24 protein-coding genes are annotated in these 21,115 nt (G+C 71.3%); 12 read left to right on the forward strand and 12 right to left on the reverse strand.

Translation table 11 applies throughout. The features are described from left to right. Positions 1 to 28: 28 nt before the first annotated feature. Positions 29 to 571, reverse strand: coding sequence for a TetR family transcriptional regulator (locus AB0A63_RS05210; protein WP_360385539.1), 543 nt, complete (start codon positions 569 to 571; stop codon positions 29 to 31). Positions 572 to 623: 52 nt separating this feature from the next. On the opposite strand from AB0A63_RS05210, the gene AB0A63_RS05215 reads away from it, so the two are divergent. Further along, complete coding sequence (locus AB0A63_RS05215) at positions 624 to 1,238, forward strand: HAD hydrolase-like protein (protein ID WP_360385541.1); 615 nt, start codon at positions 624 to 626, stop codon at positions 1,236 to 1,238. On the opposite strand, the gene AB0A63_RS05220 is transcribed toward AB0A63_RS05215, so the two are convergent. Continuing rightward, positions 1,213 to 1,413 carry a hypothetical protein gene (locus AB0A63_RS05220; RefSeq protein ID WP_360385543.1) on the reverse strand — a complete coding sequence of 67 codons (201 nt, stop codon included), beginning with the start codon at positions 1,411 to 1,413 and terminating at the stop codon, positions 1,213 to 1,215. The genes AB0A63_RS05215 and AB0A63_RS05220 overlap by 26 nt on opposite strands. Before the next feature lie 126 nt (positions 1,414 to 1,539). On the opposite strand from AB0A63_RS05220, the gene AB0A63_RS05225 reads away from it, so the two are divergent. Both AB0A63_RS05225 and AB0A63_RS05230 read left to right on the forward strand, forming a co-directional pair. Continuing rightward, the gene (locus AB0A63_RS05225; RefSeq protein WP_360385545.1) at positions 1,540 to 1,929 is read left to right on the forward strand and encodes a cold-shock protein; all 390 of its coding nucleotides are present in this window, start codon (positions 1,540 to 1,542) and stop codon (positions 1,927 to 1,929) included. 13 nt (positions 1,930 to 1,942) lie between these two features. Continuing rightward, positions 1,943 to 2,527: an HD domain-containing protein gene (locus AB0A63_RS05230; RefSeq protein ID WP_360385547.1), complete on the forward strand. Its 585-nt coding sequence runs from the start codon at positions 1,943 to 1,945 to the stop codon at positions 2,525 to 2,527. 13 nt (positions 2,528 to 2,540) lie between these two features. On the opposite strand, the gene AB0A63_RS05235 is transcribed toward AB0A63_RS05230, so the two are convergent. From AB0A63_RS05235 to AB0A63_RS05245, 3 genes are read right to left on the reverse strand one after another with little or no spacing between them, the layout of a single operon-like run. Beyond that, positions 2,541 to 2,996: a DUF2771 family protein gene (locus AB0A63_RS05235; RefSeq protein ID WP_360385549.1), complete on the reverse strand. Its 456-nt coding sequence runs from the start codon at positions 2,994 to 2,996 to the stop codon at positions 2,541 to 2,543. A 10-nt stretch (positions 2,997 to 3,006) separates the two neighbouring features. Further along, positions 3,007 to 4,521 carry an MFS transporter gene (locus AB0A63_RS05240; RefSeq protein ID WP_360385551.1) on the reverse strand — a complete coding sequence of 505 codons (1,515 nt, stop codon included), beginning with the start codon at positions 4,519 to 4,521 and terminating at the stop codon, positions 3,007 to 3,009. Positions 4,522 to 4,540: 19 nt separating this feature from the next. Next, complete coding sequence (locus tag AB0A63_RS05245; protein ID WP_360385553.1) at positions 4,541 to 5,278, reverse strand: glutaminyl-peptide cyclotransferase; 738 nt, start codon at positions 5,276 to 5,278, stop codon at positions 4,541 to 4,543. Between the two features lie 58 nt (positions 5,279 to 5,336). Here AB0A63_RS05245 and AB0A63_RS05250 point away from each other — a divergent pair, with 58 nt between their 5' ends. Next, on the forward strand, positions 5,337 to 6,065 hold the full coding sequence (locus AB0A63_RS05250) for a DUF3027 domain-containing protein (RefSeq protein ID WP_360385555.1): 729 nt from the start codon (positions 5,337 to 5,339) through the stop codon (positions 6,063 to 6,065). Further along, positions 6,062 to 8,833: a hypothetical protein gene (locus AB0A63_RS05255; protein ID WP_360385557.1), complete on the forward strand. Its 2,772-nt coding sequence runs from the start codon at positions 6,062 to 6,064 to the stop codon at positions 8,831 to 8,833. The genes AB0A63_RS05250 and AB0A63_RS05255 overlap by 4 nt, the downstream gene beginning before the upstream one ends. Before the next feature lie 90 nt (positions 8,834 to 8,923). Here AB0A63_RS05255 and AB0A63_RS05260 read toward each other — a convergent pair whose 3' ends face one another. The 3 genes from AB0A63_RS05260 to AB0A63_RS05270 are packed head-to-tail and all read right to left on the reverse strand — an operon-like array spanning position 8,924 to position 12,147. Further along, on the reverse strand, positions 8,924 to 10,189 hold the full coding sequence (locus tag AB0A63_RS05260) for an MFS transporter (RefSeq protein ID WP_360385559.1): 1,266 nt from the start codon (positions 10,187 to 10,189) through the stop codon (positions 8,924 to 8,926). 58 nt (positions 10,190 to 10,247) lie between these two features. Then, a complete protein-coding gene (locus AB0A63_RS05265) occupies positions 10,248 to 10,673 on the reverse strand; it encodes a MarR family transcriptional regulator (protein ID WP_360385561.1) in 426 nt (141 codons plus the stop codon). A 40-nt stretch (positions 10,674 to 10,713) separates the two neighbouring features. After that, positions 10,714 to 12,147, reverse strand: coding sequence for an NCS2 family permease (locus tag AB0A63_RS05270; protein WP_360385563.1), 1,434 nt, complete (start codon positions 12,145 to 12,147; stop codon positions 10,714 to 10,716). Positions 12,148 to 12,163: 16 nt separating this feature from the next. Between AB0A63_RS05270 and AB0A63_RS05275 the strand changes: the two genes are divergently transcribed. Next, positions 12,164 to 12,427, forward strand: a complete 264-nt coding sequence (locus AB0A63_RS05275; RefSeq protein ID WP_360385565.1) for a DUF2530 domain-containing protein — start codon at positions 12,164 to 12,166, stop codon at positions 12,425 to 12,427. Positions 12,428 to 12,434: 7 nt separating this feature from the next. Here AB0A63_RS05275 and AB0A63_RS05280 read toward each other — a convergent pair whose 3' ends face one another. After that, the gene (locus AB0A63_RS05280; RefSeq protein WP_360385567.1) at positions 12,435 to 13,025 is read right to left on the reverse strand and encodes a TetR/AcrR family transcriptional regulator; all 591 of its coding nucleotides are present in this window, start codon (positions 13,023 to 13,025) and stop codon (positions 12,435 to 12,437) included. 81 nt (positions 13,026 to 13,106) lie between these two features. On the opposite strand from AB0A63_RS05280, the gene AB0A63_RS05285 reads away from it, so the two are divergent. The 3 genes from AB0A63_RS05285 to AB0A63_RS05295 are packed head-to-tail and all read left to right on the forward strand — an operon-like array spanning position 13,107 to position 15,013. Beyond that, positions 13,107 to 13,481 carry a nuclear transport factor 2 family protein gene (locus AB0A63_RS05285; protein WP_360385569.1) on the forward strand — a complete coding sequence of 125 codons (375 nt, stop codon included), beginning with the start codon at positions 13,107 to 13,109 and terminating at the stop codon, positions 13,479 to 13,481. Then, the gene (locus tag AB0A63_RS05290; RefSeq protein WP_360385571.1) at positions 13,478 to 14,239 is read left to right on the forward strand and encodes an ergot alkaloid biosynthesis protein; all 762 of its coding nucleotides are present in this window, start codon (positions 13,478 to 13,480) and stop codon (positions 14,237 to 14,239) included. Before AB0A63_RS05285 ends, AB0A63_RS05290 begins: the two co-directional genes overlap by 4 nt. Before the next feature lie 9 nt (positions 14,240 to 14,248). Continuing rightward, positions 14,249 to 15,013 carry an ABC transporter permease gene (locus AB0A63_RS05295; RefSeq protein WP_360385573.1) on the forward strand — a complete coding sequence of 255 codons (765 nt, stop codon included), beginning with the start codon at positions 14,249 to 14,251 and terminating at the stop codon, positions 15,011 to 15,013. Between the two features lie 125 nt (positions 15,014 to 15,138). On the opposite strand, the gene AB0A63_RS05300 is transcribed toward AB0A63_RS05295, so the two are convergent. Beyond that, positions 15,139 to 15,762: a superoxide dismutase gene (locus AB0A63_RS05300; RefSeq protein WP_360385575.1), complete on the reverse strand. Its 624-nt coding sequence runs from the start codon at positions 15,760 to 15,762 to the stop codon at positions 15,139 to 15,141. Positions 15,763 to 15,853: 91 nt separating this feature from the next. On the opposite strand from AB0A63_RS05300, the gene AB0A63_RS05305 reads away from it, so the two are divergent. Both AB0A63_RS05305 and AB0A63_RS05310 read left to right on the forward strand, forming a co-directional pair. Next, the gene (locus AB0A63_RS05305; protein ID WP_360385577.1) at positions 15,854 to 17,497 is read left to right on the forward strand and encodes an ABC-F family ATP-binding cassette domain-containing protein; all 1,644 of its coding nucleotides are present in this window, start codon (positions 15,854 to 15,856) and stop codon (positions 17,495 to 17,497) included. Positions 17,498 to 17,501: 4 nt separating this feature from the next. Beyond that, a complete protein-coding gene (locus AB0A63_RS05310) occupies positions 17,502 to 17,912 on the forward strand; it encodes a hypothetical protein (RefSeq protein ID WP_360385579.1) in 411 nt (136 codons plus the stop codon). Positions 17,913 to 17,976: 64 nt separating this feature from the next. Here AB0A63_RS05310 and AB0A63_RS05315 read toward each other — a convergent pair whose 3' ends face one another. Beyond that, positions 17,977 to 19,473: a glutamate--cysteine ligase gene (locus tag AB0A63_RS05315; protein WP_360385581.1), complete on the reverse strand. Its 1,497-nt coding sequence runs from the start codon at positions 19,471 to 19,473 to the stop codon at positions 17,977 to 17,979. Positions 19,474 to 19,682: 209 nt separating this feature from the next. On the opposite strand from AB0A63_RS05315, the gene AB0A63_RS05320 reads away from it, so the two are divergent. Next, positions 19,683 to 20,474: an RNA methyltransferase gene (locus tag AB0A63_RS05320; protein ID WP_360385583.1), complete on the forward strand. Its 792-nt coding sequence runs from the start codon at positions 19,683 to 19,685 to the stop codon at positions 20,472 to 20,474. On the opposite strand, the gene AB0A63_RS05325 is transcribed toward AB0A63_RS05320, so the two are convergent. Continuing rightward, positions 20,471 to 21,082 carry a DUF2537 domain-containing protein gene (locus AB0A63_RS05325; RefSeq protein ID WP_360385585.1) on the reverse strand — a complete coding sequence of 204 codons (612 nt, stop codon included), beginning with the start codon at positions 21,080 to 21,082 and terminating at the stop codon, positions 20,471 to 20,473. The two genes, AB0A63_RS05320 and AB0A63_RS05325, sit on opposite strands and share 4 nt — an antisense overlap. Positions 21,083 to 21,115 lie beyond the last annotated feature (33 nt).

Genomic DNA, 21,115 nt, shown 5'->3' on the forward strand with positions numbered 1-21,115 from the left:
TGTTGCCAGATTATGGCAACAAGGGGAGTCAGGCCTCCAGGGTCAGGCGCGCGACCGTGATCACGGCGTCCATCGCGCCGTCGAGGTCCCCGCTGGGCATCAGCAGGTGGCTCAGCGCGAGCCGCACGGTCGTCTCCGCCGTGAACCGCACGTGCTTGCCGGGGAAGTGCTCGGTGAGGTGCCGCTCGACCACCTCGGTGGCCTGGAACAGCACGGGGTGGCCGCGGATCGTGAGGAACGGCAACAGGTCCTCGGCGTCCTGCCCGGTGAGCACCGCCGAGGCCAGCCGGTCCTTCTCGGTCTGCTCGAACGTGAACCGGAACGCCAGCCGCATGGCCCGCCACGGGTCGGGGTCCTGCCGCAGCCGCTGCGCGATGCCCGCCAGGTACTCCTCCGTGCGGTGCGCGGCAACGGCCTGGACGAGCCCCTCCTTGTTGCCGAACTCGTTGTAGACGGTCTGCCTGCTCACCCCCGCGCGACTGGCCACCTCGATCATGCGCAACCCGTGGAACCCGTGTGCCGCCAACAGGTCGGCGGCCGACTCGATCAGGAGCTCGGTGATGTCGCTCACACGGACAGCTTTACACAGTTACGGATTTTGTAAAGACGTAGAGTCGAGTTCTGTGCCTCTCACCGTGGGTTTCGACCTGGACATGACGCTCATCGACCCCAGACCGGGCATGGCCGCGGTGCTGAACGAGGTCGGCGCCCGCACCGGCCACGACCTCGACGGCGAGCACTTCGCGGCGAACCTCGGCCCGCCCCTCGACATGATCTACCGCGACATGGGCGTGCCGGAGGAGGAGATCCCGGAGCTGATCACGTTGTTCCGCGCGCTCTACCCGGACGTCGTGATCCCCGCGACCGTCGCGCTGCCGGGGGCCTCCGCCGCGCTGGCGTGCGTGCGCGAGCTCGGCGGCGAGACCATGGTCGTCACCGGCAAGTACCGCAAGAACGCCGCACTGCACCTGGAGGCGCTGGGCTGGGAGGTCGACCACCTCTACGGCGAGCTGTGGTCCACCGGCAAGGCCGAGTCGCTGAAGCTGCACGGCGCCGCCGTCTACGTGGGCGACCACGTCGGCGACATGCGCGGTGCGGCCGCGGCGGGCGCGGTGGGCGTGGGCGTGGTGACCGGGCCGTGCAGCCGGCAGGAGCTCGTCGAGGCGGGCGCCGCCGTCGTGCTGGCGGACCTGCGCGAGTTCCCGGAGTGGCTCAGGACCTCCGGCGTGACTTCCTGATCACCGCGACGATCCCCAGCCCGAGCCCGATCGCGGGCAGGTAGGTGGCGGCGACGTTCAGCCACACGGGCAGGTCGCCGTGGCCGGTGAGGAACAGCGCGAAGACCACCACGATCGCCAGTACGCCCACGGCGAACAGGCCGATGGCCAGCGGCATCAACTTCGGAGCGGTCATACCGCCAGCGTAGTCGCGCTAACGGAGGTGCCTTCCCCAAGGTCTTCTGGCTACTCTGGTGGGACGCGTCCTGGGTACGCCCCCGGGGCGCGTTCGTTGTGCAAGAGCAAGGGAATGGTGAGCGCGGTGCCGACCGGCAAGGTCAAGTGGTACGACACGGAGAAGGGCTTCGGGTTCGTCACCCAGGACGGTGGCGAGGACGTCTACGTCCGCAAGTCCGCACTGCCACCCGGCGTCGAAGGCCTGAAAGCCGGCCAGCGCATCGAGTTCGGCATGGCCGAGGGCCGCAGAGGACCCCAGGCGCTGTCCGTGCGCCTGGTCGACCCCGCGCCGTCCGTCGCCGAGGCCCGTCGCCGCCCTGCCGAGGAGCTGCACGGCCTGATCGAGGACATGATCAAGCTGCTGGAGAACAAGGTCCAGCCCGACCTGCGCCGCGGCCGCTACCCGTCGGACAAGAAGAGCATGAAGCTCGTCGCCGAGGTCGTGCGGGCGGTGGCGCGGGACCTCGATCCGTAAAAGGATCGGCGTCATGTCTGACGCGGATCGGATCGTCGAGTTCCTCTACGAGGTCGGCCAGCTGAAGCGCCTGCCCAGGGCGGGGTGGTTGTTCGCCGGGGTCCAGCACCCCGAGTCGGTCGCCGCCCACTCGTTCCGGGTGGGCGTTCTGGCGTACGCGCTCGCCGTGCAGGAGGGCGCGAACGCCGACCGGGCGGCGACGCTGGGCCTGTTCCACGACGTGCCCGAGGCGCGCACCGGCGACATCCCGTACGTCGGCAAGCTGTACCTGGGCGTGAAGGTGCCGCCGGAAGCCGTTGCGCGCGACCAGGTCCAGCACCTGCCCGCGCCGCTGGCCGCGCACGTCGAGGCGCTGGTCGCCGAGCACGAGGCCGCGAAGGACATCGACCACACGCCCGAGGCGCGCTGCTCCCGTGACGCCGACAAGCTCGAACTGCTGCTGCAGGCCCGCGAGTACCAGGCCGCCGGTGTCGCCAAGATGGAGCGCTTCATCCAGACCATGCAGGAGTCGGTGGTCACCGACACCGGCAAGGCGCTGCTGGACAGCGCTCTCCGCATCGCTCCCAGCGAGTGGTGGGAGGCGTTCGGCCGCCGTTAGGGCACGGCAGGGGTCAGGACGTCACCTCGACTGCCCAGTAGCCGCGCAGCAGCGGCTGACCGGTCTCCAGCACCGCGGCGGCCGCCTCGTGGATCTCGATGCCGAGCAGCTGGTCGGTCTTGTCCGGCAACGACAGCGTGTACGTGAAGTTCTCGCCCTTGCCCAGCAGGCCGGTGCCGGTGGTCTGCTCCTTGCCCGCCGCGTCGCGGTACAGGAACACGGCCTCCCACAGCCCGTCGGCGAGCTGGCCGTCGACCGAGATCTGCACGACCTTGCCCGCGGGGACCTTCAGCTTCGCGGGCTGGCTGCGCTCCGCGCAGTTGTCGCCGCCGAGGTCGCAGTACACCGCCGGCTCGACCTGGATGGTCTTGCCGTTCGCGTGGAACGTCACCTCGGGGTAGTGGCGGGGGAGCGAGCACCCCGTCAGCGCGAGCAGTCCAACGACCAGGGCAGCAGCAAGTCGACGCACGTCAGGCAGCCTACGGGGTGGCTCCGGCCGGCCTGCGGACGAGCCGGTGCAACGAGGTCCCGTTGCGGTACATCCAGGTCTGCGCCAACCCCAGCGCCAGCAGCACCGCCACCACCAGGAACCCGATCCAGAACGTCGGCGGCAACAGCACGCCCAGCGCACCGCCGAACACCCACGCCAGCTGCAGGATCGTCTCCGACCTGCCGAACGCCGACGCGCGCGACTCCTCCGGCAGGTCGTCCTGGATCACCGCGTCCAGGCTGATCTTGGCCAGCGACGAGGCCGTGGCGCCCAGCAGGCCCACGATCGCGGCGGTCACCAGGCCCGGCAGCGCGGCGGCGACGACCGTGGCGGCCAGCGCCGTGCCGACGCAGCCCAGCACCACCTCGTCGGGCTTGCCGAACTGCTGGCGCGCGCCGATCGCGTTGCCCAGGAAGCTGCCGATTCCGGCGGCACCGGCGATCACGCCCAGCAGCAGCAACTGCCGGACCGCGTCACCCTCGGTCTGCTCGCGCACCACGAACGCGGCGAACAACGTCAGGAACCCGGTCAGCACCCGGATGGAACCGTTGCCCCACAACGACACCACGATGTGCCGCGACATCGGCCGCCGCGCCGGGTTGCGGGAGCGCAGCGCCGCGGGCACCTCGCCCTCGGTCACCTCGACCCACGACGGGATGCGCATGCACAGCACCGCGTTCGCCAGGCACAGCACCGCCGTGAACCACAGCGCCCCGGGCGAGCCGAAGATGTTCGCGAAGCCCGCCGCGAACGCACCGAACACCGCGCCCGCCGCGAGCCCGAAGACGGTCATGCGCGCGTTGGTCTTCGACAGCGTGATGTCCGGCGGCAGCACTCGCGGCGTGATCGCGGACTTGAGCACCGTGAACGACTTGGACAGCACCATGCTGCCCAGCGCCGCCGGGTACAGCAGCCAGTTGTCGAAGTTCAGCGCCATCACGACCGACAGGCCGATCCGCAGCACGCAGGACGCCGCCAGCGCGAGCCGCCGACCACGCTGGACCTTGTCCAGCAACGGACCGATCACCGGCGCGACCAGCGCGAACGGCGCGACGGTGATCAGCAGGTACAGCGCGACCTTCGTCTTGGACTCCGCGCTCGCCGCGGAGAAGAACAGCGTGTTCGCGAGCGCCACGGCCATCGCCGCGTCGGCCGCGTAGTTCATCATCACCGCGTAGGTGACCGACGACATGCCGGACTTCCCGGCACCGTCGGCGTGGGCCGCGCGCCGGAACGCCGCGACCGCCTGCTGCGACAGCTGCTTGGAGCGGAACCACGCGACGCGGGTGACCGTGAGCTTCTTCGGCGGCTTGGGCGTCGGGGTGGTCTGCTGGTCGGAGTTCGGCAGCGGCCGGGTGCTCTGCGGGCGCGGCGGGGGCTCGAACCCGTGCCCGGACCCCTGCCCGGACGGCGTTGCGCCGCGCGACCGCGGCCGGTACTCGTCGTCCTGCCACGGGTAGCGCTTCGGAGCCGGCTCGTCACTCCACCCGCGGTCGCCCGTCACACCGTCAATCCTGCCCCATTCAGTGGAAGCGCACCCGGAAGACGGTGGGCCAGTTCTTGCCTGTGACCAGGAACTCGTCAGTGCCCGGGACGTGCGCGATGCCGTTCAGGACGTCGACGTCACCCTGCGGCTTCAACGAGGACAGGTCGTAGGTCTTCGTCACCTTCCCGTCGGCCGGGTCGATGCGCACGATCTCGTCGGTCTTCCACACGTTCGCCCACACCTCGCCGCCGACGCACTCCAGCTCGTTGAGCTGCGCGAGCGGTTTGCCGTCCCGCGTGACCCGCACGCTGCCGGTCTCGGCGAACGTCTTCGGGTCGCGGAAGGTGAGCTGCGCGCTGCCGTCGCTCATGACCAGCCGGGACTGGTCGTGGCAGATGCCCCACCCCTCGCCGTCGTAGGACACGCGGCGGATCTCGTCGAACGTCTTCCGGTCGCGTTCGATCGCCACGCCGTTGCGCCAGGTGATCTGCCAGATGGTGTCGCCGACGACCGTGATGCCCTCGCCGAAGAGCTCCTGCGGCAGGTCGACCTCCTTGCGCACCTCGCCGGTCGCCGGGTCGAGCGCCCGCATCGACGACTCGCCCTCCAGACCGGTGCCCTCGTAGAGGACGCCGTCGACGAGTTCCAACCCCTGGGTGAACGCGGTTGTGTCGTGCGGAATCTTTTGCAGGACTTCTACCTGCGGTTTTGTTTCCTGCTGGGCCGAACAGGCGGCGAGAACCGCGACGAGGACCAGCCAGACGGGTGAGCGCACCCCACGGAGGGTGGCACGAGTTTTCGTCCCCGCGAAGTCCTGCGGCACAATTCAGCTCGTGAACGCCACGCAACTGCTCGCCGACGCCGTTGACCTCGCCCGCGCCGCCGCGCAGGAGGAAGCCGGGTTGGACCGCGTCGGTGCTCATGTGGGGGTGTCCGCCGAGGACGAGTTCTCGGTGACGCACCTCTTCGAGGCCGAGCACGCGGGCTACCGCGGCTGGAACTGGGCCGTGACCGTCGCCTGCGCGGGCGAGGGTTCCCCGGTGTCGGTCAGCGAGGTCGTGCTGCTGCCCGGCCAGGACGCGCTGGTCGCCCCGGAGTGGGTGCCCTGGAGTGAACGGGTCCGCGCCGGTGACCTCGGCGTCGGCGACCTGTTCCCGGCCCGCGAGGACGATCCGCGACTGGTCTCCGGCCACGTCCAGTCCGACGACCCGGCCGTCGAGGAGGTCGCGCTGGAGATCGGCCTCGGCCGTGAGCGCGTGCTGTCCCGCGAGGGCCGGCTCGACGCCGCCGACCGCTGGCTCGCCTCCGACTTCGGCCCCCGCTCTGACATGGCCCGCTCGGCGCCCGCGCACTGCGGCACCTGCGGCTTCTACACCCGCGTGGCCGGTGCGTTCGGCGCCGCGTTCGGCGTGTGCGCGAACGAGATCGCGCCGGCCGACGGCCACGTCGTGCACGTCGAGTACGGCTGCGGCGCGCACTCGCAGGTCGAGGTCGACATGAGCCCCATGGTCCCGGTCGCCGACCTGGTCTACGACGACGCGCAGCTGGACGTCTCGGAGTGACCGACCCGTTCGGCACCGAGGCCCTGCGCACCTCGGTCCTCGCGGCCTGGCGCGGCTCGCCCACCCGGTTCCGCGAGGACGCGAACGCGGAGGAGGACCTCCGCATCGGCGGCTACCGCGACCGCCTGCTGGTCGAGCTGGCCCAGAACGCCGCCGACGCCGCGGGCGAGACGCCGGGTGTGCTGAGGATCACCCTCGTCGACGGGGAGCTGCGCGCGGCCAACACCGGTGCGCCGCTGACCGCCGCGGGCGTGGCGGCACTGGCCTCGCTGCGGGCCTCGGCCAAGGAGTCGGGCGTCGGGCAGTTCGGCGTCGGGTTCGCGGCCGTGCTGGCCGTCACGGACGCGCCGCGCGTGGTCTCGGTGTCCGGTGGTGTCGAGTTCTCCGCCGCCCGCACCCGCACGGAGGTCCCGGAGCTGGCCGCCGAACGCGGCGGTGACGTGCCGGTGCTGCGGCTGGTGTGGCCGTGCGACGAGCCGGTGCCGGACGGGTTCACGACCGAGGTCCGGCTGCCGCTGACCGTCGAGCTGTCGCTCGACGACCTCGCCGCCGAGGTGCCGGACCTGCTGCTGGCGCTACCGGGGCTGCGCCGCGTCGAGATCGGCTCCCAGTCGTGGGAGCGCTTCGTCACCGCCGACGGCGTGGTGACCGTCGGGACGGCGCGCTGGCTGGTCGAGCAGGTCTCCGGTGAGCTGCCCGCCGAGCTCGTGCAGGGCGTGGAGCACCGTCCGCAGTGGACCGCCACGTGGGCGTACCCGCTGGACGAGCCGCTGGGCGAGGACGTGCTGCACGCGCCGACCCCGACCGACGAGCGCCTGTCGCTGCCCGCCCGCCTGATCGCGACCGTGCCGGTCGAGCCCTCGCGCCGCCGGGTGCTGCCCGGTGCCGCCGCGTGGGCGGTGCTGGAGTCGGCCGCGGCCCTGTACCCGCGGCTGGTCGCCCGCGTTCCCGCCGTCGAGCGCACGGCACTGGTGCCGCTGCCCGGTTTCCCGCTGTCCGAAGTGGACGACCGGCTGCGCGCGGCGGTGCTGCGGGCGTTGCGCTCGGCCGAATGGCTGCCGCTGGCGTCGGGCGAGTGGATCGCCCCGGCCCGCGCCCGCGTCCTGGACGTCGGCTCCGAGGAGCTCGTCGAGCTGGTCGAGGACGCCCTGCCCGGCCTGCTGGACGCCGAGCTGTCCGCTCCCGTGCACGCGAAGGCGCTGGCCGCGCTGGAGGTCCCGCGCGTCTCGATCGCCGAGGTGGTCGCCGCGCTGGCGGGCATCGATGGCGACCCCGGCTGGTGGCACGACGTCTACGCCGCCCTCGCACCGCTGGCCGAGGTCGACCCGGACGTGCGCGAGGCCCTGCAGTCGCTGCCGGTGCCGCTGGCCGACGGCCGCACCGTGACCGGCCCGCGCACCACCCTGATCGCCGACGAACCGCTGCCCGGCCTGCGCGTCGTGCACCCGGACGCCGTGCACCCGCTGCTGGTCCGCCTGGGCGCCGTCGAGGCGGGTGCCACCGAGCTGCTGGCCGACCCGTCGCTGCGCGAGAACGTGGCGCGGTCGCTGGAGGACGCCGAAGCGGGCCTCGACGCCGACGACCTGATCGACACCGTGCTGCGCCTCGTCGACCGCGCCGCCCTGCGCGCCGGTGAGGAACCGTGGCTCGGCGCACTGGCCCTGCCCGACGCCGCCGGCGAGTGGCACCGCGCCGACGAGCTGCTGCTGCCCGACTCGCCGCTGGTCGGCGTGCTGGAGTCGGACGCGTTCCCGGTGCTGTCGAAGGAGGTCGCCGACACCTACCCGCGCACCGCGCTGGTGGCCCTCGGCGTCGTCGACGGCTTCACCCTGGTGGTCGACGACGAACCGGCCGGCCCAGACCACGACCTGGCCGACGAACAGGCCTGGTGGACCGCCGGCCCCGACGAACCGGCACGCGTCGTCGCCGTCCGCGACCTCGACCTGGTCGCCGACTGGCCTGCGGCACTGCGCCTGCTCGCCGCCGACCCGGTGACCTGGCGCGCCGTCACCGAACCCGACGGCTACACGGGCTGGTGGATCGCCCGCCACGCCACGCTCGCGGGCCGCGCCCCGCAGGAGTACCGCCTGCCCGGCGCCACGGCCCTGGAGGGCCTGTTCGACGTCGTGCCGGACCTGGAGCTCCCCGACCACGTGCTGCGCGCCGCCGGCGTCCGCTCCCGCCTGGAGATCCTCGACGACGACGATGCCGAGCTGGTCCTGAGCCGCCTCGCCGACCCCGGCCGCACCATCGCGGACGCCGTGGTGCTCCGCGCCCACGCGGCACTGCCCGACGGCGACTTCGCACCCCCCGCACGCGTCCGCGTGCTGTCCGGCGAGGTCGTCCCGGCCGACGACGTGGTGGTCCTGGACCACCCGTGGCTCCTGGGCGTCGTACCCGCGTCCCGCGTCCTGCTCGCCGAGGGCTCGGAGGAGCTCGCCGACCTGCTGGACCTGGCACTGGCCTCCGAGGAGTTCGACGGCTCCCCCGACCACGTCGGCGAGATCGTGCAGTGGCACGACCTGGCGGCCGTGCGGATGGCCTGCGAACTGCTCGAAGTGCCGTTGCCCGACGGTGTCGTGGTGGTGCACGAGCAGCTGCTGGTCGACGGTCAGCGGGTGGACTGGTGGATGGCGGACGTCCCGCACGCGGCCGACACCCCGGAGGGCCTGGCACGGGCGCTGGCGTGGGTGACGCAGCGGTGGGAGGACCGGCACACGTTCGCGGCGCTGATCACCGAACCGACGGCGGCGACCCTGCTGGGCTGAGCTGGCCGGGCTGAGCAGCTGGGTGGGCTGAGCTGAGCTGGGTGGAGCTGACGCGGCTGGAGCTGACCGGCCGGGTTCGACCCGGCCGCCTCAGGCCGCCACGTCGGCCGCTTCCGCCGCCGGAGTTCCCTCCCGGGCCGGTCCGCGCCGCCGCAGCCGCGGTCGGCCGATGTCCCCGCGGCGCACCAGGATCACCCACGCGGTCACCGTCACCAGCACCGACAGGACCCCGCCGACGATGATCGGCGCGCGGCCGTTGACCTCCCCGAGCCACCCCATCAACGGCCCGCCCACGGGGTTGCCGCCCAGGAACACCAGCATGTAGATGCCCATGACCCGCCCGCGCATCTCCGGTTCGACGGCGAGCTGGACGGTGGCGTTCGCGGTGGTGTTGAAGGTCATCATCGCCACGCCGACCGGGATCATCATCAGGCCGGTCAGCAGCATCGTCGGCATCAGGCCGGACACGACCTCCAGCGCGCCGAACACCACACCGGACCCGATGAACACCGACATCCGCGGGGTCTTGCGCCGGGCGGCGACCGTCGCGCCGGCCAGGGTGCCCACCGCGATCAGGGTCGACAGCAGGCCGTAGGCGTCGGCGTCGCCGCCGAAGACGTTGCGGGCCATGATCGCCAGGGTCAGGTAGAAGTTGAAGCCGAACGTCGAGATGAAGAACACCAGCAGCATCACGGTCATCAGGTCCGGCCGGCTGCGCACGTACCGCAGCCCGGACAGCAGCTGGCCCTTGGCCCGCGGCACCGGGTCGGAGCGCAGCAGCTCGGAGGTCCGCATCAGCCACACGCCGAGCACCACGCCGACGAAGCTGACGGCGTTCGCGACGAACACCCAGCCGGTGCCGATCGCGACGATCGCGAGGCCCGCGACCGCCGGGCCGATGATCCGGGCCAGGTTGAACATCATCGAGTTCAGCGCGACGGCGTTGGTCAGCGACTCGCGGCCGACCATCTCCACGACGAACGACTGCCGCACCGGCGTCTCCACGGCGGAGAAGCAGCCGAGCAGGAAGCACAGCACGTACACGTGCCACAGGGCCACGACACCGGTCACGTCCAGCAGGCCCAGCGCCAGCGCGCACAGGCCGAGCGCCGACTCCAGCCACAGCAGCAGCTTCCGCTTGTCCATGCGGTCGGCCAGCACACCGCCCCACATGGACAGCAGCAGGACGGGCAGGAACTGCAGGGACGCGGCGATGCCGAGCGCGACGGCCGACCCGTCGGTCAGCTCCAGGACCAGCCAGTCCTGGGCGACGCGCTGCATCCACACGCCGACCAGCGAGATGATCTGCCCGGAGGCGTACAGGCGGTAGTTGTGGATGCGAAGTGAGGAGAACATCCCGGTACGCCGAGGTGACGAGGTCTCCGCTCCACCACCCGCGTAACCCGACACGTCCTTACTGCCCCGCCATCCTGTCGATGATCTCGGCCGCCCTGGAGAGCAGCTCGCGTTCCTCCGGCCGCAGCTCGGCCAGCCGCTTGTCCAGCCACGCCTCGCGCGCGGTGATCTCGTCCTGGAGGTAGGACAAGCCTTCGCCGGTCAGCTCGACGATCGCTTGACGGCCGTCGGTGGGGTGCGGGCTGCGCGTGGCGAAGCCGAACTCCTCCAGCGCCGCGATCACCCGCGTCATCGACGGCGGTTGCACGCCTTCCTTGGCCGCGAGCTCACCGGGCGTCAGCGGTCCGCACTTGTGCAGTGTGGACAGCGCGGACACCTGGGTCAGCGACACCGCCGAGTTGGTGCGCTGCGCGCGCAGCCGGCGGTTGAGGCGGACGACGGCAAGCCGGAGCCTGCTCGCCAGACCGTGCTCTTCGTTCGCCACGTAGTTAGCATACCTCACGAAAATGGTTTCTCGCCGAACGTCAGGACAGCAGGGCCTGGATCGGGCCCAGTGCGAAGTAGACGACGAACGCCGCCGACACGACCCACATCAGCGGGTGGACGCTGCGGACCCGGCCGGTCAGCGCCTTGAGCAGCACGTAGCTGACGAAGCCCGCGCCGATGCCGTTCGCGATCGAGTAGGTGAACGGCATGACCACGATCGTGAGGAACGCGGGCAGCGCCACGGTGAAGTCGCTGAAGTCGATCTCGCGGATCTGCATCATCATCAGCGCGCCGACGACCACCAGCGCCGGTGCGGCCGCCTCGATCGGCACGACCTCGTAGAGCGGCGTGAAGAACATCGCCAGCAGGAACAGCACGCCGGTCACGACGTTCGCGAGACCCGTCCGCGCGCCCTCCGCGATGCCCGACGCCGACTCGATGTAGACGGTGTTCGACGAGCTCGACGCCGCACCACCGGCGACCGCGCCCAGACCGTCCACGAACAGCGCCTTGCTCACGTTCGGCAGCTGGCCGTCCTCGTCGATGAGGTCGGCTTCCTTGCCGAGGCCGGTCATCGTGCCGACGGTGTCGAAGAAGTCGGTCAGCACCAGCGTGAACACGATCAACGCCGCGGCCAGCGCGGGCAGCCGCGTCCACGCGCCGAACGACACGTCACCGAGCAGCGACAGGTCGGGGACGCCGAAGACCTGGTCGGGCAGCGCCGGGTAGCCGAGGTTCCAGCCCTTGGCGTTGGTGCCGGCCGACGGTCCCGCCTTGACGACCGCCTCCAGGACGATCGCGAAGATCGCCGTGCCGACGATGCCGATGAGGATCGCGCCCTTCACCTTGCGCGCGAACAGCACGCCCGTGACCACCAGGCCGACCACGAACACCAGCGTCGGCCAGCTCGCGATCGACCCGTTGATGCCCAGCCCGACCGGCACCGTCGTGTTCGCCGCGTCCGGCAGCCTGCGCACGAACCCGGCGTCGACCAGGCCGATGAAGGTGATGAACAGGCCGATGCCCACCGCGATGGCGGCCTTGAGCTCGTTCGGCACGGCGTTGAACACGGCCGTCCGCACGCCCGTGAGCACGAGCAGCAGCACCACCAGGCCGTTGACGAGGACGAGTCCCATCGCCTCCGGCCAGCTGACCTTCGCCGCGACGCTGACCGCCACGAACGAGTTGATGCCGAGCCCCGTGGCCAACGCGAACGGGTAGTTCGCGACCAGTCCGAAGAGGATGGTCATCACACCGGCGACCAGCGCCGTCACCGCCGCGACCTGCCCGACCGGCAGGATGTTGCCCAGCACGTCCGGGTGCGCGCCGGGTCCCGTCGGGGCGAAGCTGCCGATGATCAGCGGGTTCAGCACCACGATGTACGCCATCGTGAAGAACGTCACGACACCGCCGCGCACCTCCCGCGCCACGGTGGACCCGCGCTCGGAAATCTTGAAGAACCCGTCCAGCATCTGGTCTCCTAACCCCGTGTCCGAACGCGACCCCGCCCCCAGCCCGCCGCCGCTGCCGCACCGGCTGGCCGATCCCGTGCCCGTGGTGCTCGGGGGGACGGCGCTGTGGTTCCTCGGTTTTCTCGTGGTGCTCGTCGTCGACCGCTCGAACAGCACCCTGCTCTGGACGACCCTGTGCGGCGGTCTGCTCGGGATCATCGGGTACGGAGTCTTCTACTGGCAACGCGGGGCGGCGAGGCGCGGATCACGCGGGGCGCAGCAGGGCCTCGACGACGCCTAGTCCGGGACTAGCTCGCGCCCAGCGACCGCAGCAGGAACTCGGTCAGCCCGTCGAGGTACCCGTCGTCCACCGGCGCGTGCCGCACCACCAGCCGCCAGTAGATCGGCCCCGCCAGCACGTCCAGCGCCACGTCGACGTCGAGGTCGGCTGGCAGCTCCCCGCGGTCCACCGCCCGCGTCAGCGTCACCGACGCGATGTCGCGCCGCGGCTGTCCCACGCCGACGGCGATGGCGTCCGCCAGCACCGGGTTGCGCCCGCCCTCGGCGATCAGGTCCGGCAGGATCGCCGAGATCCGGTGGTGCGCCAGCCAGTCGTGCACGGCCTGCAGCATCGCGCGCAGGTCAGCTCGCAACGTGCCGGTCTGCGGCACCTCGGCCGCGGGCACGCTCAGCTCCGCCAGTACGGCGATCACCATGTCCTGCTTGGACGGCCAGCGCCGGTACAGCGCGCTCTTGCCGACGCCTGCGCGTTTGGCGACGGCCTCCATGGACAGCCGGCCGTAGCCGGACGCGGCCAGCTCGTCGAGCACCGCCTCGGAGATCGCGGCGGTGACGTGCGGTTGCAGGACGGCTGCTCCGGTGGGGGCGCGTTTGGTCACGCCCTCAGTGTGGACGATACGGTCCCGTCCCGTCTAATGTAGGACGAGACGAAACCGTATCGTCCTATCCGGAGGGGCGTCGTGCTGGACCGAGCGCTTGACCTGTTGATCAAGAAGGACATGGCCGGGTTCGCCGGGCTGTGGGCCGAGGACGGGCGGATGGAGTTCCCGTTCGCGCCGGAGGGCTGGCCGAGGGAGGTCACCGGCCGGGCGGGCGTCCGCCACTACATGCGCGACTACCCGAAGATGATCGACGTCAGGGAGGTGCTCTGGCAGCGGGTGCACCGGACGGCCGACCCGGCGGTGACCGTGGCGGAGTTCGACCTCGGGGGAGAGCTCGTGGCCTCCGGCAAGCCGTTCCGCAACCGCTACGTCGTGGTGATCACCGAGCGGGACGGGCAGATCGCCGAGTGGCGCGACTACTGGAACCCGCTGGCCGTCGAGGAGCTCTCGTGACCGTCCTCGTCATCGGCGGCACCGGCACGACCGGCAGCCGCGTCGCACAACGGCTCGAAGACCCGCGCATCGCCTCGCGCCGCACCGGGTTCGACTGGTACCGGCCGGAGACGTTCGCGCCCGCGCTGGAGGGCACCGACGCCGTCTACCTCGTCCCGCCCGTCGGCGAGATCGACCCCGCGCCGCACGTCGAGCGGTTCCTCGCCGCATCTGGTGACCGCAGGGTCGTGCTCCTCAGCTCGTCCGCGCTGCCGGACGACCCGAACGCCCGGCTGGTGCGGCAGCTCCCGGAGTGGACGGTCCTGCGCCCCTCGTGGTTCATGCAGAACTTCCTCGGCGACCACGCGGTCGCGCAGGGCGTGCGGCAGGGCGAGATCGTCACCGCCACGGGTGACGGGCGGGTCGCCTTCGTCGACGCCGGCGACATCGCCGCCGTGGCCGTCGCGGCGCTCACCGGAGACGCGCACAACACCGAGCACGTGCTGACCGGTCCGCAGGCGCTCGGGTACGCCGAGGCGGCCGCGATCATCACCGAGCAGACCGGTGTCCGGGTTCGCCACCGCTCGATCCCCGCGGCCGAGCTGGCCGAGCGGCTCGGGCAGCACCTGCCACCGGAGTTCGCCGCGTTGCTCGCCGCGCTGGACGAGGCCATCGCGGGCGGCGCGGAGGACCGGGTGACCAGTGCGGTCGAGGACGTCACCGGGCATCCGCCCAGGTCGTTCGGGGCGTTCGTGGCCGCGCACCGCGACCGGTGGTAAATCCCGTGCATGGTCATCACCACTGACTGGGTCCGGCTGCTGGTCGTCTGCCTCGTGTTCACGGCCGCGGCCGCCGGCGTCGCGTGGGCGACGGGGCTCACCAGGCCCGCGCCGTTCGTCAAGGCCGCCGTCCGCGCCGTGCTCCAGCTCGCCGCCGTCAGCGCGGTCATCACGGTCGTCCTGACCCACCTGGGGCTCACCGCCGCGTTCCTCGTCGTGATGGCCACGGTGGCGACCGCGACGGCCGCCGCGCGCACCAAGACCGGCTGGCAGGGCGCCTGGGTCGGGGTGGCCGTCCTGATCGGCACGGTTCCCGCGCTGGGCCTGCTGGTCGGGCTGGGGCTCGTGCCGGTGAAGGGCATCGCCCTGATCCCGATCGGCGGCATCCTCATCGGTGGCGCCATGACCACCACGATCCTGGCGGTCAGGAGAGCGCTCGACACGCTCAGGGACCGGCACGGCGAGTACGAGGCGGCGCTGGCGCTCGGGTTCGCCGAGCCGGTGGCGGTCCGGTTCCTCGTCCGCCAGCCCGCCGCCGAGGCGCTGCTGCCGCCGCTCGACCAGACCAGGACGGTCGGGCTGGTCACCCTCCCCGGCGCGTTCGTCGGCATGCTGCTGGGCGGGGCACCGGTGTGGCAGGCGGGCGCGTTGCAGCTGCTCGTGCTGCTCGCCCTGCTCGCGGTCGAGGTGGCAGCCGTCGCGACCGTGGTCGAGCTGGTCGCGCGGGGTCTGGTGCGGAGGACTTCCCAAGAAGGAGAAGTTAGGCTAACCTAACTATCGTCGCTTCGTGGTGGGAGCGGCAGTCAGTTCGGGAACGGACGAGGCCCCCGCTCTGGGCAGAGCGGGGGCCTCGTCGTGTTCGGCAGCGGGGGCTTGTCGGAGCATCCACCGCCGAAGCGTCAGGGCAGCAGCAGGCCGTTGCGGCCGGTGCGCGCCGCCTCGAAGCGCGCGGAGACGTCCTCCCAGTTGACGACGTTCCACAGCGCGCTGATGTAGTCGGCCTTGAGGTTGCGGTACTGCAGGTAGTACGCGTGCTCCCAGATGTCGAACGCGAGCAGCGGCGTGACCGCGATCGACAGGTTCGAGTGGTGGTCCTTGAGCTGCAACGTGATCAGCTTCTGGGCGATCGGCTCCCACGCGAGGACGCCCCAGCCGGAACCCTGGATGGACGACGCGGCGGCGTTGAGCTGCGCGCGGAACTTGTCGAACGAGCCGAAGTGCTCGTCGATGGCGGCGGCGAGCTCGCCGACCGGCTTGTCGCCGCCGTTCGGGCTCAGGTTCTTCCACCACACCTGGTGCAGCGCGTGGCCGGCCAGGTGGAACGCGAGCGTCGTCTCCAGTCCGACGATCGACCCGAAGGCCTCCTTGTCGCGGGCCTCCTCGATCTGCTCCAGCGTGTCGTTCGCGCCCTTCACGTAGGCCGCGTGGTGCTTGCCGTGGTGCAGCTCGTTGATCTCGCCGATGATCGCCGGCTCCAGGTCGCCGTAGTCGTAGTCGAGATCCGGCAGCACGTACTGGGCCATGTCATCTCTCCAATTGCAATCTCTTGGTTCTTGCAATCTACTAGCAACAAGGTCCAGTTAACCAGTTGCCGCGGCCGGTAGCGTCGTGAGCGTGTCCGTGCTGACAGCCAGGAAGATTTCGCTGTCGTTCGGTCCGAGGACCGTGATCTCGGAGGTTGATCTCGATGTTTCGCCTGGTGACCGCGTCGGCCTGATCGCACCCAACGGTGTCGGCAAGTCCACGCTGCTCCGCCTGCTCGCGGGGGAGCTCCCGCCGGAGACCGGAACCGTCTCGGCCACCGGGACGGTCGCGCACCTGACGCAGGAGACCCTCCCCGTGGCCGGGGAGTCCCTGCGCGACCACCTCGCCCGCCGCACCGGCGTCGCGCCCGCGGAGGCGTGGCTGCAGCGCGCGGCCGAGCAGCTGGCCGCGGGCGGCGGCGCGGACTACCCGGACGCGCTCGACCACTGGACCGCCATCGGTGCCGGTGACTTCGACGACCGCGCGGAGGCCGTGTGCCAGCGCCTCGGCCTGCCCGCCGACCTGCTCGACGGCCGTGCGCCGGACGAGCTGTCCGGTGGCCAGCAGGCGCGGCTGCGGCTGGCGGCGGTGCTGCTCACGCGCGCCGACGTGCTGCTGCTCGACGAACCGACCAACGACCTGGACGCCGACGGGCTCGACCTCCTGGAGGCGCACGTGAACGGCCATCCGGGCGCGGTCGTGCTCGTCAGCCACGACCGGGAGTTCCTGGCGCGCACCACGACCGAGATCGCCGAGCTCGACGAGTTCACCCACGGCCTCACCGTGTTCGGCGGCGGCTGGGACGCCTACGTCGAGGAGAGGGCGAACGCGGAACGGCGTGCGCACGAGGAGTACGAGAGCTACACGGCCCAGCGCGACTCGCTCGTGCAGCGGTCGCGGCAGACCAGGGAGTGGTCGCGCAAGGGCGCCCGCCGGGCCACGAACGCCAAGGCGCTGAACGACGAACCGGACCGCAACGTCCGGGCCGGCCGCAAGCGCGCCGCGGAGTCGCTCGGCGCGAAGGCGTCCGTTGTGGACCGGCGGCTCGCGAGGCTGGAGGAGGTCGAGGAACCCCGCGAGGCCTGGGAGCTGCGCCTCACCCTGCCGAGCGCGGGACGGGGCAGCTCGGTCGCGTTCACGCTGCGCCAGGCCGTCGTGAGCCGCGGCGACGTGACGCTCGGACCGGTCGACCTCACGATCGGCGCGGGGGAGCGGTGGCGGATCACCGGCCCGAACGGCACGGGCAAGTCGACGTTGCTGGGCGCCCTGCTCGGCCGCATCCCGCTCGTGAGCGGCGAACGCTCGATCGGGCCGGGCGTCGTCGTCGGCGAGGTGGACCAGCTGCGCGCCGAGTTCAGCTCCGGCACGCCCGTGCTGCGGATCGTCGCCGACGCGACGGGCCTGGAGGACGTCGAGGTGCGCACGCTGCTGGCGAAGTTCCGGGTGGGCGCGGACGCCGTGCTGCGCCCCGCCCGTGAGCTCTCACCGGGCGAACGCACCCGCGCGGGCCTGGCGCTGCTGCAGGCGCGCGGGACGAACTGCCTGGTGCTCGACGAGCCGACCAACCACCTGGACCTGCCGGCCATCCAGCAGCTCGAACAGGCCCTGGACACCTACGAGGGGACGTTGCTGCTGGTGACCCACGACCGGCGGCTCGCTTCGGCCGTGCGGGTGGACCGCGAGATCAACGTGCGTGACCTCCTCACGTTTCCACGCGCTAAGGGTGGAAGATAGGAGCATGACCACCGAGGAGGACTGGCCGGTCGAACAGACCTGGTCGATGCGCAACACCCACTGGCACGCCTATGTGGAGCACACTTCGCTCGACCACGCCTCTCCTCGCCAGGTCCGCCTGGAGCGCACGCCGGAGGAGGTGCTGACCTCGCCCGCCGAGGTGGCCGCCTGGCTCGAGGTCAACCTGCGCAGCGCGACGCGCCCGGAGGAGACCGGCAAGAAGCGGGTGAAGGACGAGCGCGACTTCACCGACTCCAACCGCGTGCACGCCTCGCTGGCCTCGCGCGGCGAGTCGATCTACACGGGGGTGAAGGGCGAGCTGACCCTGGCCGTCGAGGCCGTGACGCCGGAGGAGTGCCGGATCTCGCACGACGGCGCCGACGTCGCGCCGCTGAAGGCGGGCCGCCGCCGCTAGTCGATGCGGTGCTCGTGGCCGGCGGCGCCGTTGACGCCGGCCACAGGGGACGACCGGTGCGGACCTACCCGACGTGCCACGAGTGCACGGGCTCGCCCGCGTGCATCAGCTCCATGTACCGCTTGAGCATCCCGGACAGCGCGGCCTCCCGCGACATGCCGCGTTCCTCCAGCAGCGCAACGGTTTCCCGCTGCCACGACGACCCGGTGCGGCGGGCGAGGCAACGCTGCTCGATCACGCCGAGGTAGCGTTCGCGAGCTTCGTCGGAGACACCGCAGTCGCGCAGCCCCTCGTGCGCCATCGGCAGCAGCCGGCGCAGCACCAGCTCGTCCGGCGGGATCCAGCCGATGCCCGGCCAGTACAGCTGGGCGTTCATGCCGTGGCGTGCGCCGGTGTAGAGGTTCTCCTCGGCCGCCTGGAACGACATCTGCGTCCACAGTGGACGTTCCTGTGCGGTGAGCGCGCGCTGGGTCCCGTAGAAGAACGCGGCGTTCGCCATCGTGTCGAGGACCGTCGGGCCCGCCGGCAGCACCCGGTTCTCCACGCGCAGGTGCGGCACGCCGTCGACGACGTCGTAGACGGGCCGGTTCCAGCGCCAGATCGTGCCGTTGTGCAGGCGCAGCTCGGAAAGCCGTGGCGCACCACCGGCTTCGAGGCTCTCGATCGGGTCCTCGTCGTCGGTTTCCGGCAGCAGGCTGGGGAAGTAGCGCACGTTCTCCTCGAACAGGTCGAAGATCGACGTGATCCACCGTTCACCGAACCACACGCGCGGGCGGACGCCCTGGTTCTTGAGCTCGTCCGGGCGCGTGTCGGTGGCCTGCTGGAAGAGCGGGATGCGCGTCTCGTGCCAGAGCGCCTTGCCCAGCAGGAACGCGGAGTTCGCCGCGATGGCGACCTGCACCCCGGCCAGGCACTGCGCCGCGTTCCAGTGCGCGGCGAAGTCGGTCGGTTCCACCTGCAGGTGCAGCTGCACCGACGTGCACGCCGCCTCGGGCAGGATCGACTCCGCGTAGGTCAGGAGCTTCTCCGGGCCCTTGCCCGGCATCGCCGGGCCTTCCATGTGCAGCACCATCTCCTCGCCGCGTGCGGCGAAGATGGTGTCGTTGAGCAGCGCGTACCTCGGGCTCTCCGAGAGCCACTTCCGGTCGAAGTGCCGTTCCCTCAGCGTGGGCAGCACACCGATCATGGCGAGGTTGGCGCCGACGTCGTTGGCCTTGGCGTCGGCGTTGTCGAGCGAGGTGCGCAGCTCCTCCTCCAGGCCGAGCATCTCACCGCCGGCCAGCTCGCGCGGCGGGACGTTGATCTCCAGGTTCTGCTGCCCCAGCTCCAAGGTGTAGGAGGGGTCGTCGATCTTCTCGAGCACCTCGGAGTTCGTCATCGCCGGCCGCATCGCGTCGTCGACGAGGTTCAGCTCGATCTCGAGACCCATCTGCTGACGGGGAAAGGAGAACGTGTCTTCTGCGAGCATCGTCGCCAAGGCGTCCAGACTCCGCTGCATCTTCGAGCGGTAACGCTGACGATCGTCTCTGGTGAACGTGCGGCTGGACACTTCACTTCCCATGCCGCTACCCCTTCGCTCGGCGCCGGTGGGCGCGGGCCAGGCGGAACGCCCAACTTGACACAGCGGTAACCTCGTTGACATCGCCCAAATCGGTGCTCTCTGTCACGTCGGGGTAACAACCAGCGATCATCCCCTGGTCGGGCGTGCGGCGTTCCGCCCTCCGGACTACCCGGCCTGTTCCACGACGAGCCGGGTGCAAAACTTCCCGCGTGGCAACAGTGATCGAGATCAACGACCCCGCGGACCCCCGGCTGGACGACTTCCGCGACCTGTCGACGGCCGACCGCAGGCCCGACCGGCCGGGTGGGCGCGGTCTCGTGATCGCCGAGGGCGTGGTCGTGGTGGAACGTCTGCTGGCCTCCCCGTACCCCGTGCGCGGACTGCTCGGCGTGCGCCGCCGCGTTGAGGCGCTCGACCTCTCTGAGCTGGACGTTCCTGCTTACGTGACGTCAGCGGAGGTTATGGCGTCGGTCGTCGGTTTCCACTTGAACCGCGGTGTGCTGGCCGCCGCCGACCGCGCTCCCGCCGTGGACCTGGACACCCTGACCGACGGCGCCCAGCGCCTCGCCGTCCTGGAGGGCGTCGGCGACCACGAGAACCTCGGCTCGATCTTCCGCAACGCCGCCGCGCTCGGCATCGACGGCGTCGTCCTCGGCCCCGGCTGCAGCGATCCCCTCTACCGCCGCAGCGTGCGCGTCTCGATGGGCCACGTCCTGCGCGTCCCGTTCGCTACCACGGATCAGTGGCCCGTGACGCTGAACATGTTGAGGCAAAAGGGTTATACAGTTGCCGCCCTCACGCCACGCCCCGCTGCCCTGCATCTTGCAGACGCCAATTTGCGCGGCCGCCGCGTCGCCGTCCTCCTCGGCTCGGAGGGCCCGGGCCTCACCGACGAGGCCATCGCTGCGGCCGACCTCGCCGTCCGCATCCCGATGTCGTCCGGCGTGGACTCCCTGAACGTGGCCACCGCCGGCGCCGTCGCCTTCTACGCGCTCCTCTAGAGCAGCGTCAGGATCAGCACGACCCAGGCCACCAGCACCCCGGTGACCACGCCGTAGGACACCCACCGCCACACCGGCACCTTGCGGCCGAGCCACACACTCGGCGCCAAGCCACCCACCACCAGCACGTTGGCGATGAGCGCCAGCCACCGGCTCGTCTCACCCAGCCCGAGCGACAACGACACGACCGTGACCGTGACGATGGCGGCCGTGATGAAGCTGACCGTCAGCCCCGTCCCCCACGGCGTCGGCTCCGGCTCTTCCTCCCGGTCCTCCACCACCGTCTGCACGGTCTGCTCCGCCACCGCCTCCTCGGGCGCGTCGACGCTGACCTGCTCGCCGCTCACCGGGTCCGTGTACCGCACCGGCGTGTTCATGACCGCCGCGAGTCTGCCCGCGAGCTGCTTGCCCCGCCGCGCGACCAGCGCACTGGCCACCCCGTCCGCAGGCGTCTCGGTCCGCACGACGGCATCGGCGACCTTCGCCCACTCGTGCAGTGCCTCGGCCAGATCAGCGCCGAGGGGCAGGCTGTGCGGGTCGACCTCACGCTCGCCGGTCTCGTCCTCCCCGGCGAGCACGGCGCGGCCGTCCCGAACTCGCAACTCCACGAACCCCTCCTCCGGTGGTTACGTCGCAGAACC

Source organism: Lentzea sp. NPDC042327, assembly GCF_040647275.1.
Lineage (GTDB): Bacteria > Actinomycetota > Actinomycetes > Mycobacteriales > Pseudonocardiaceae > Lentzea.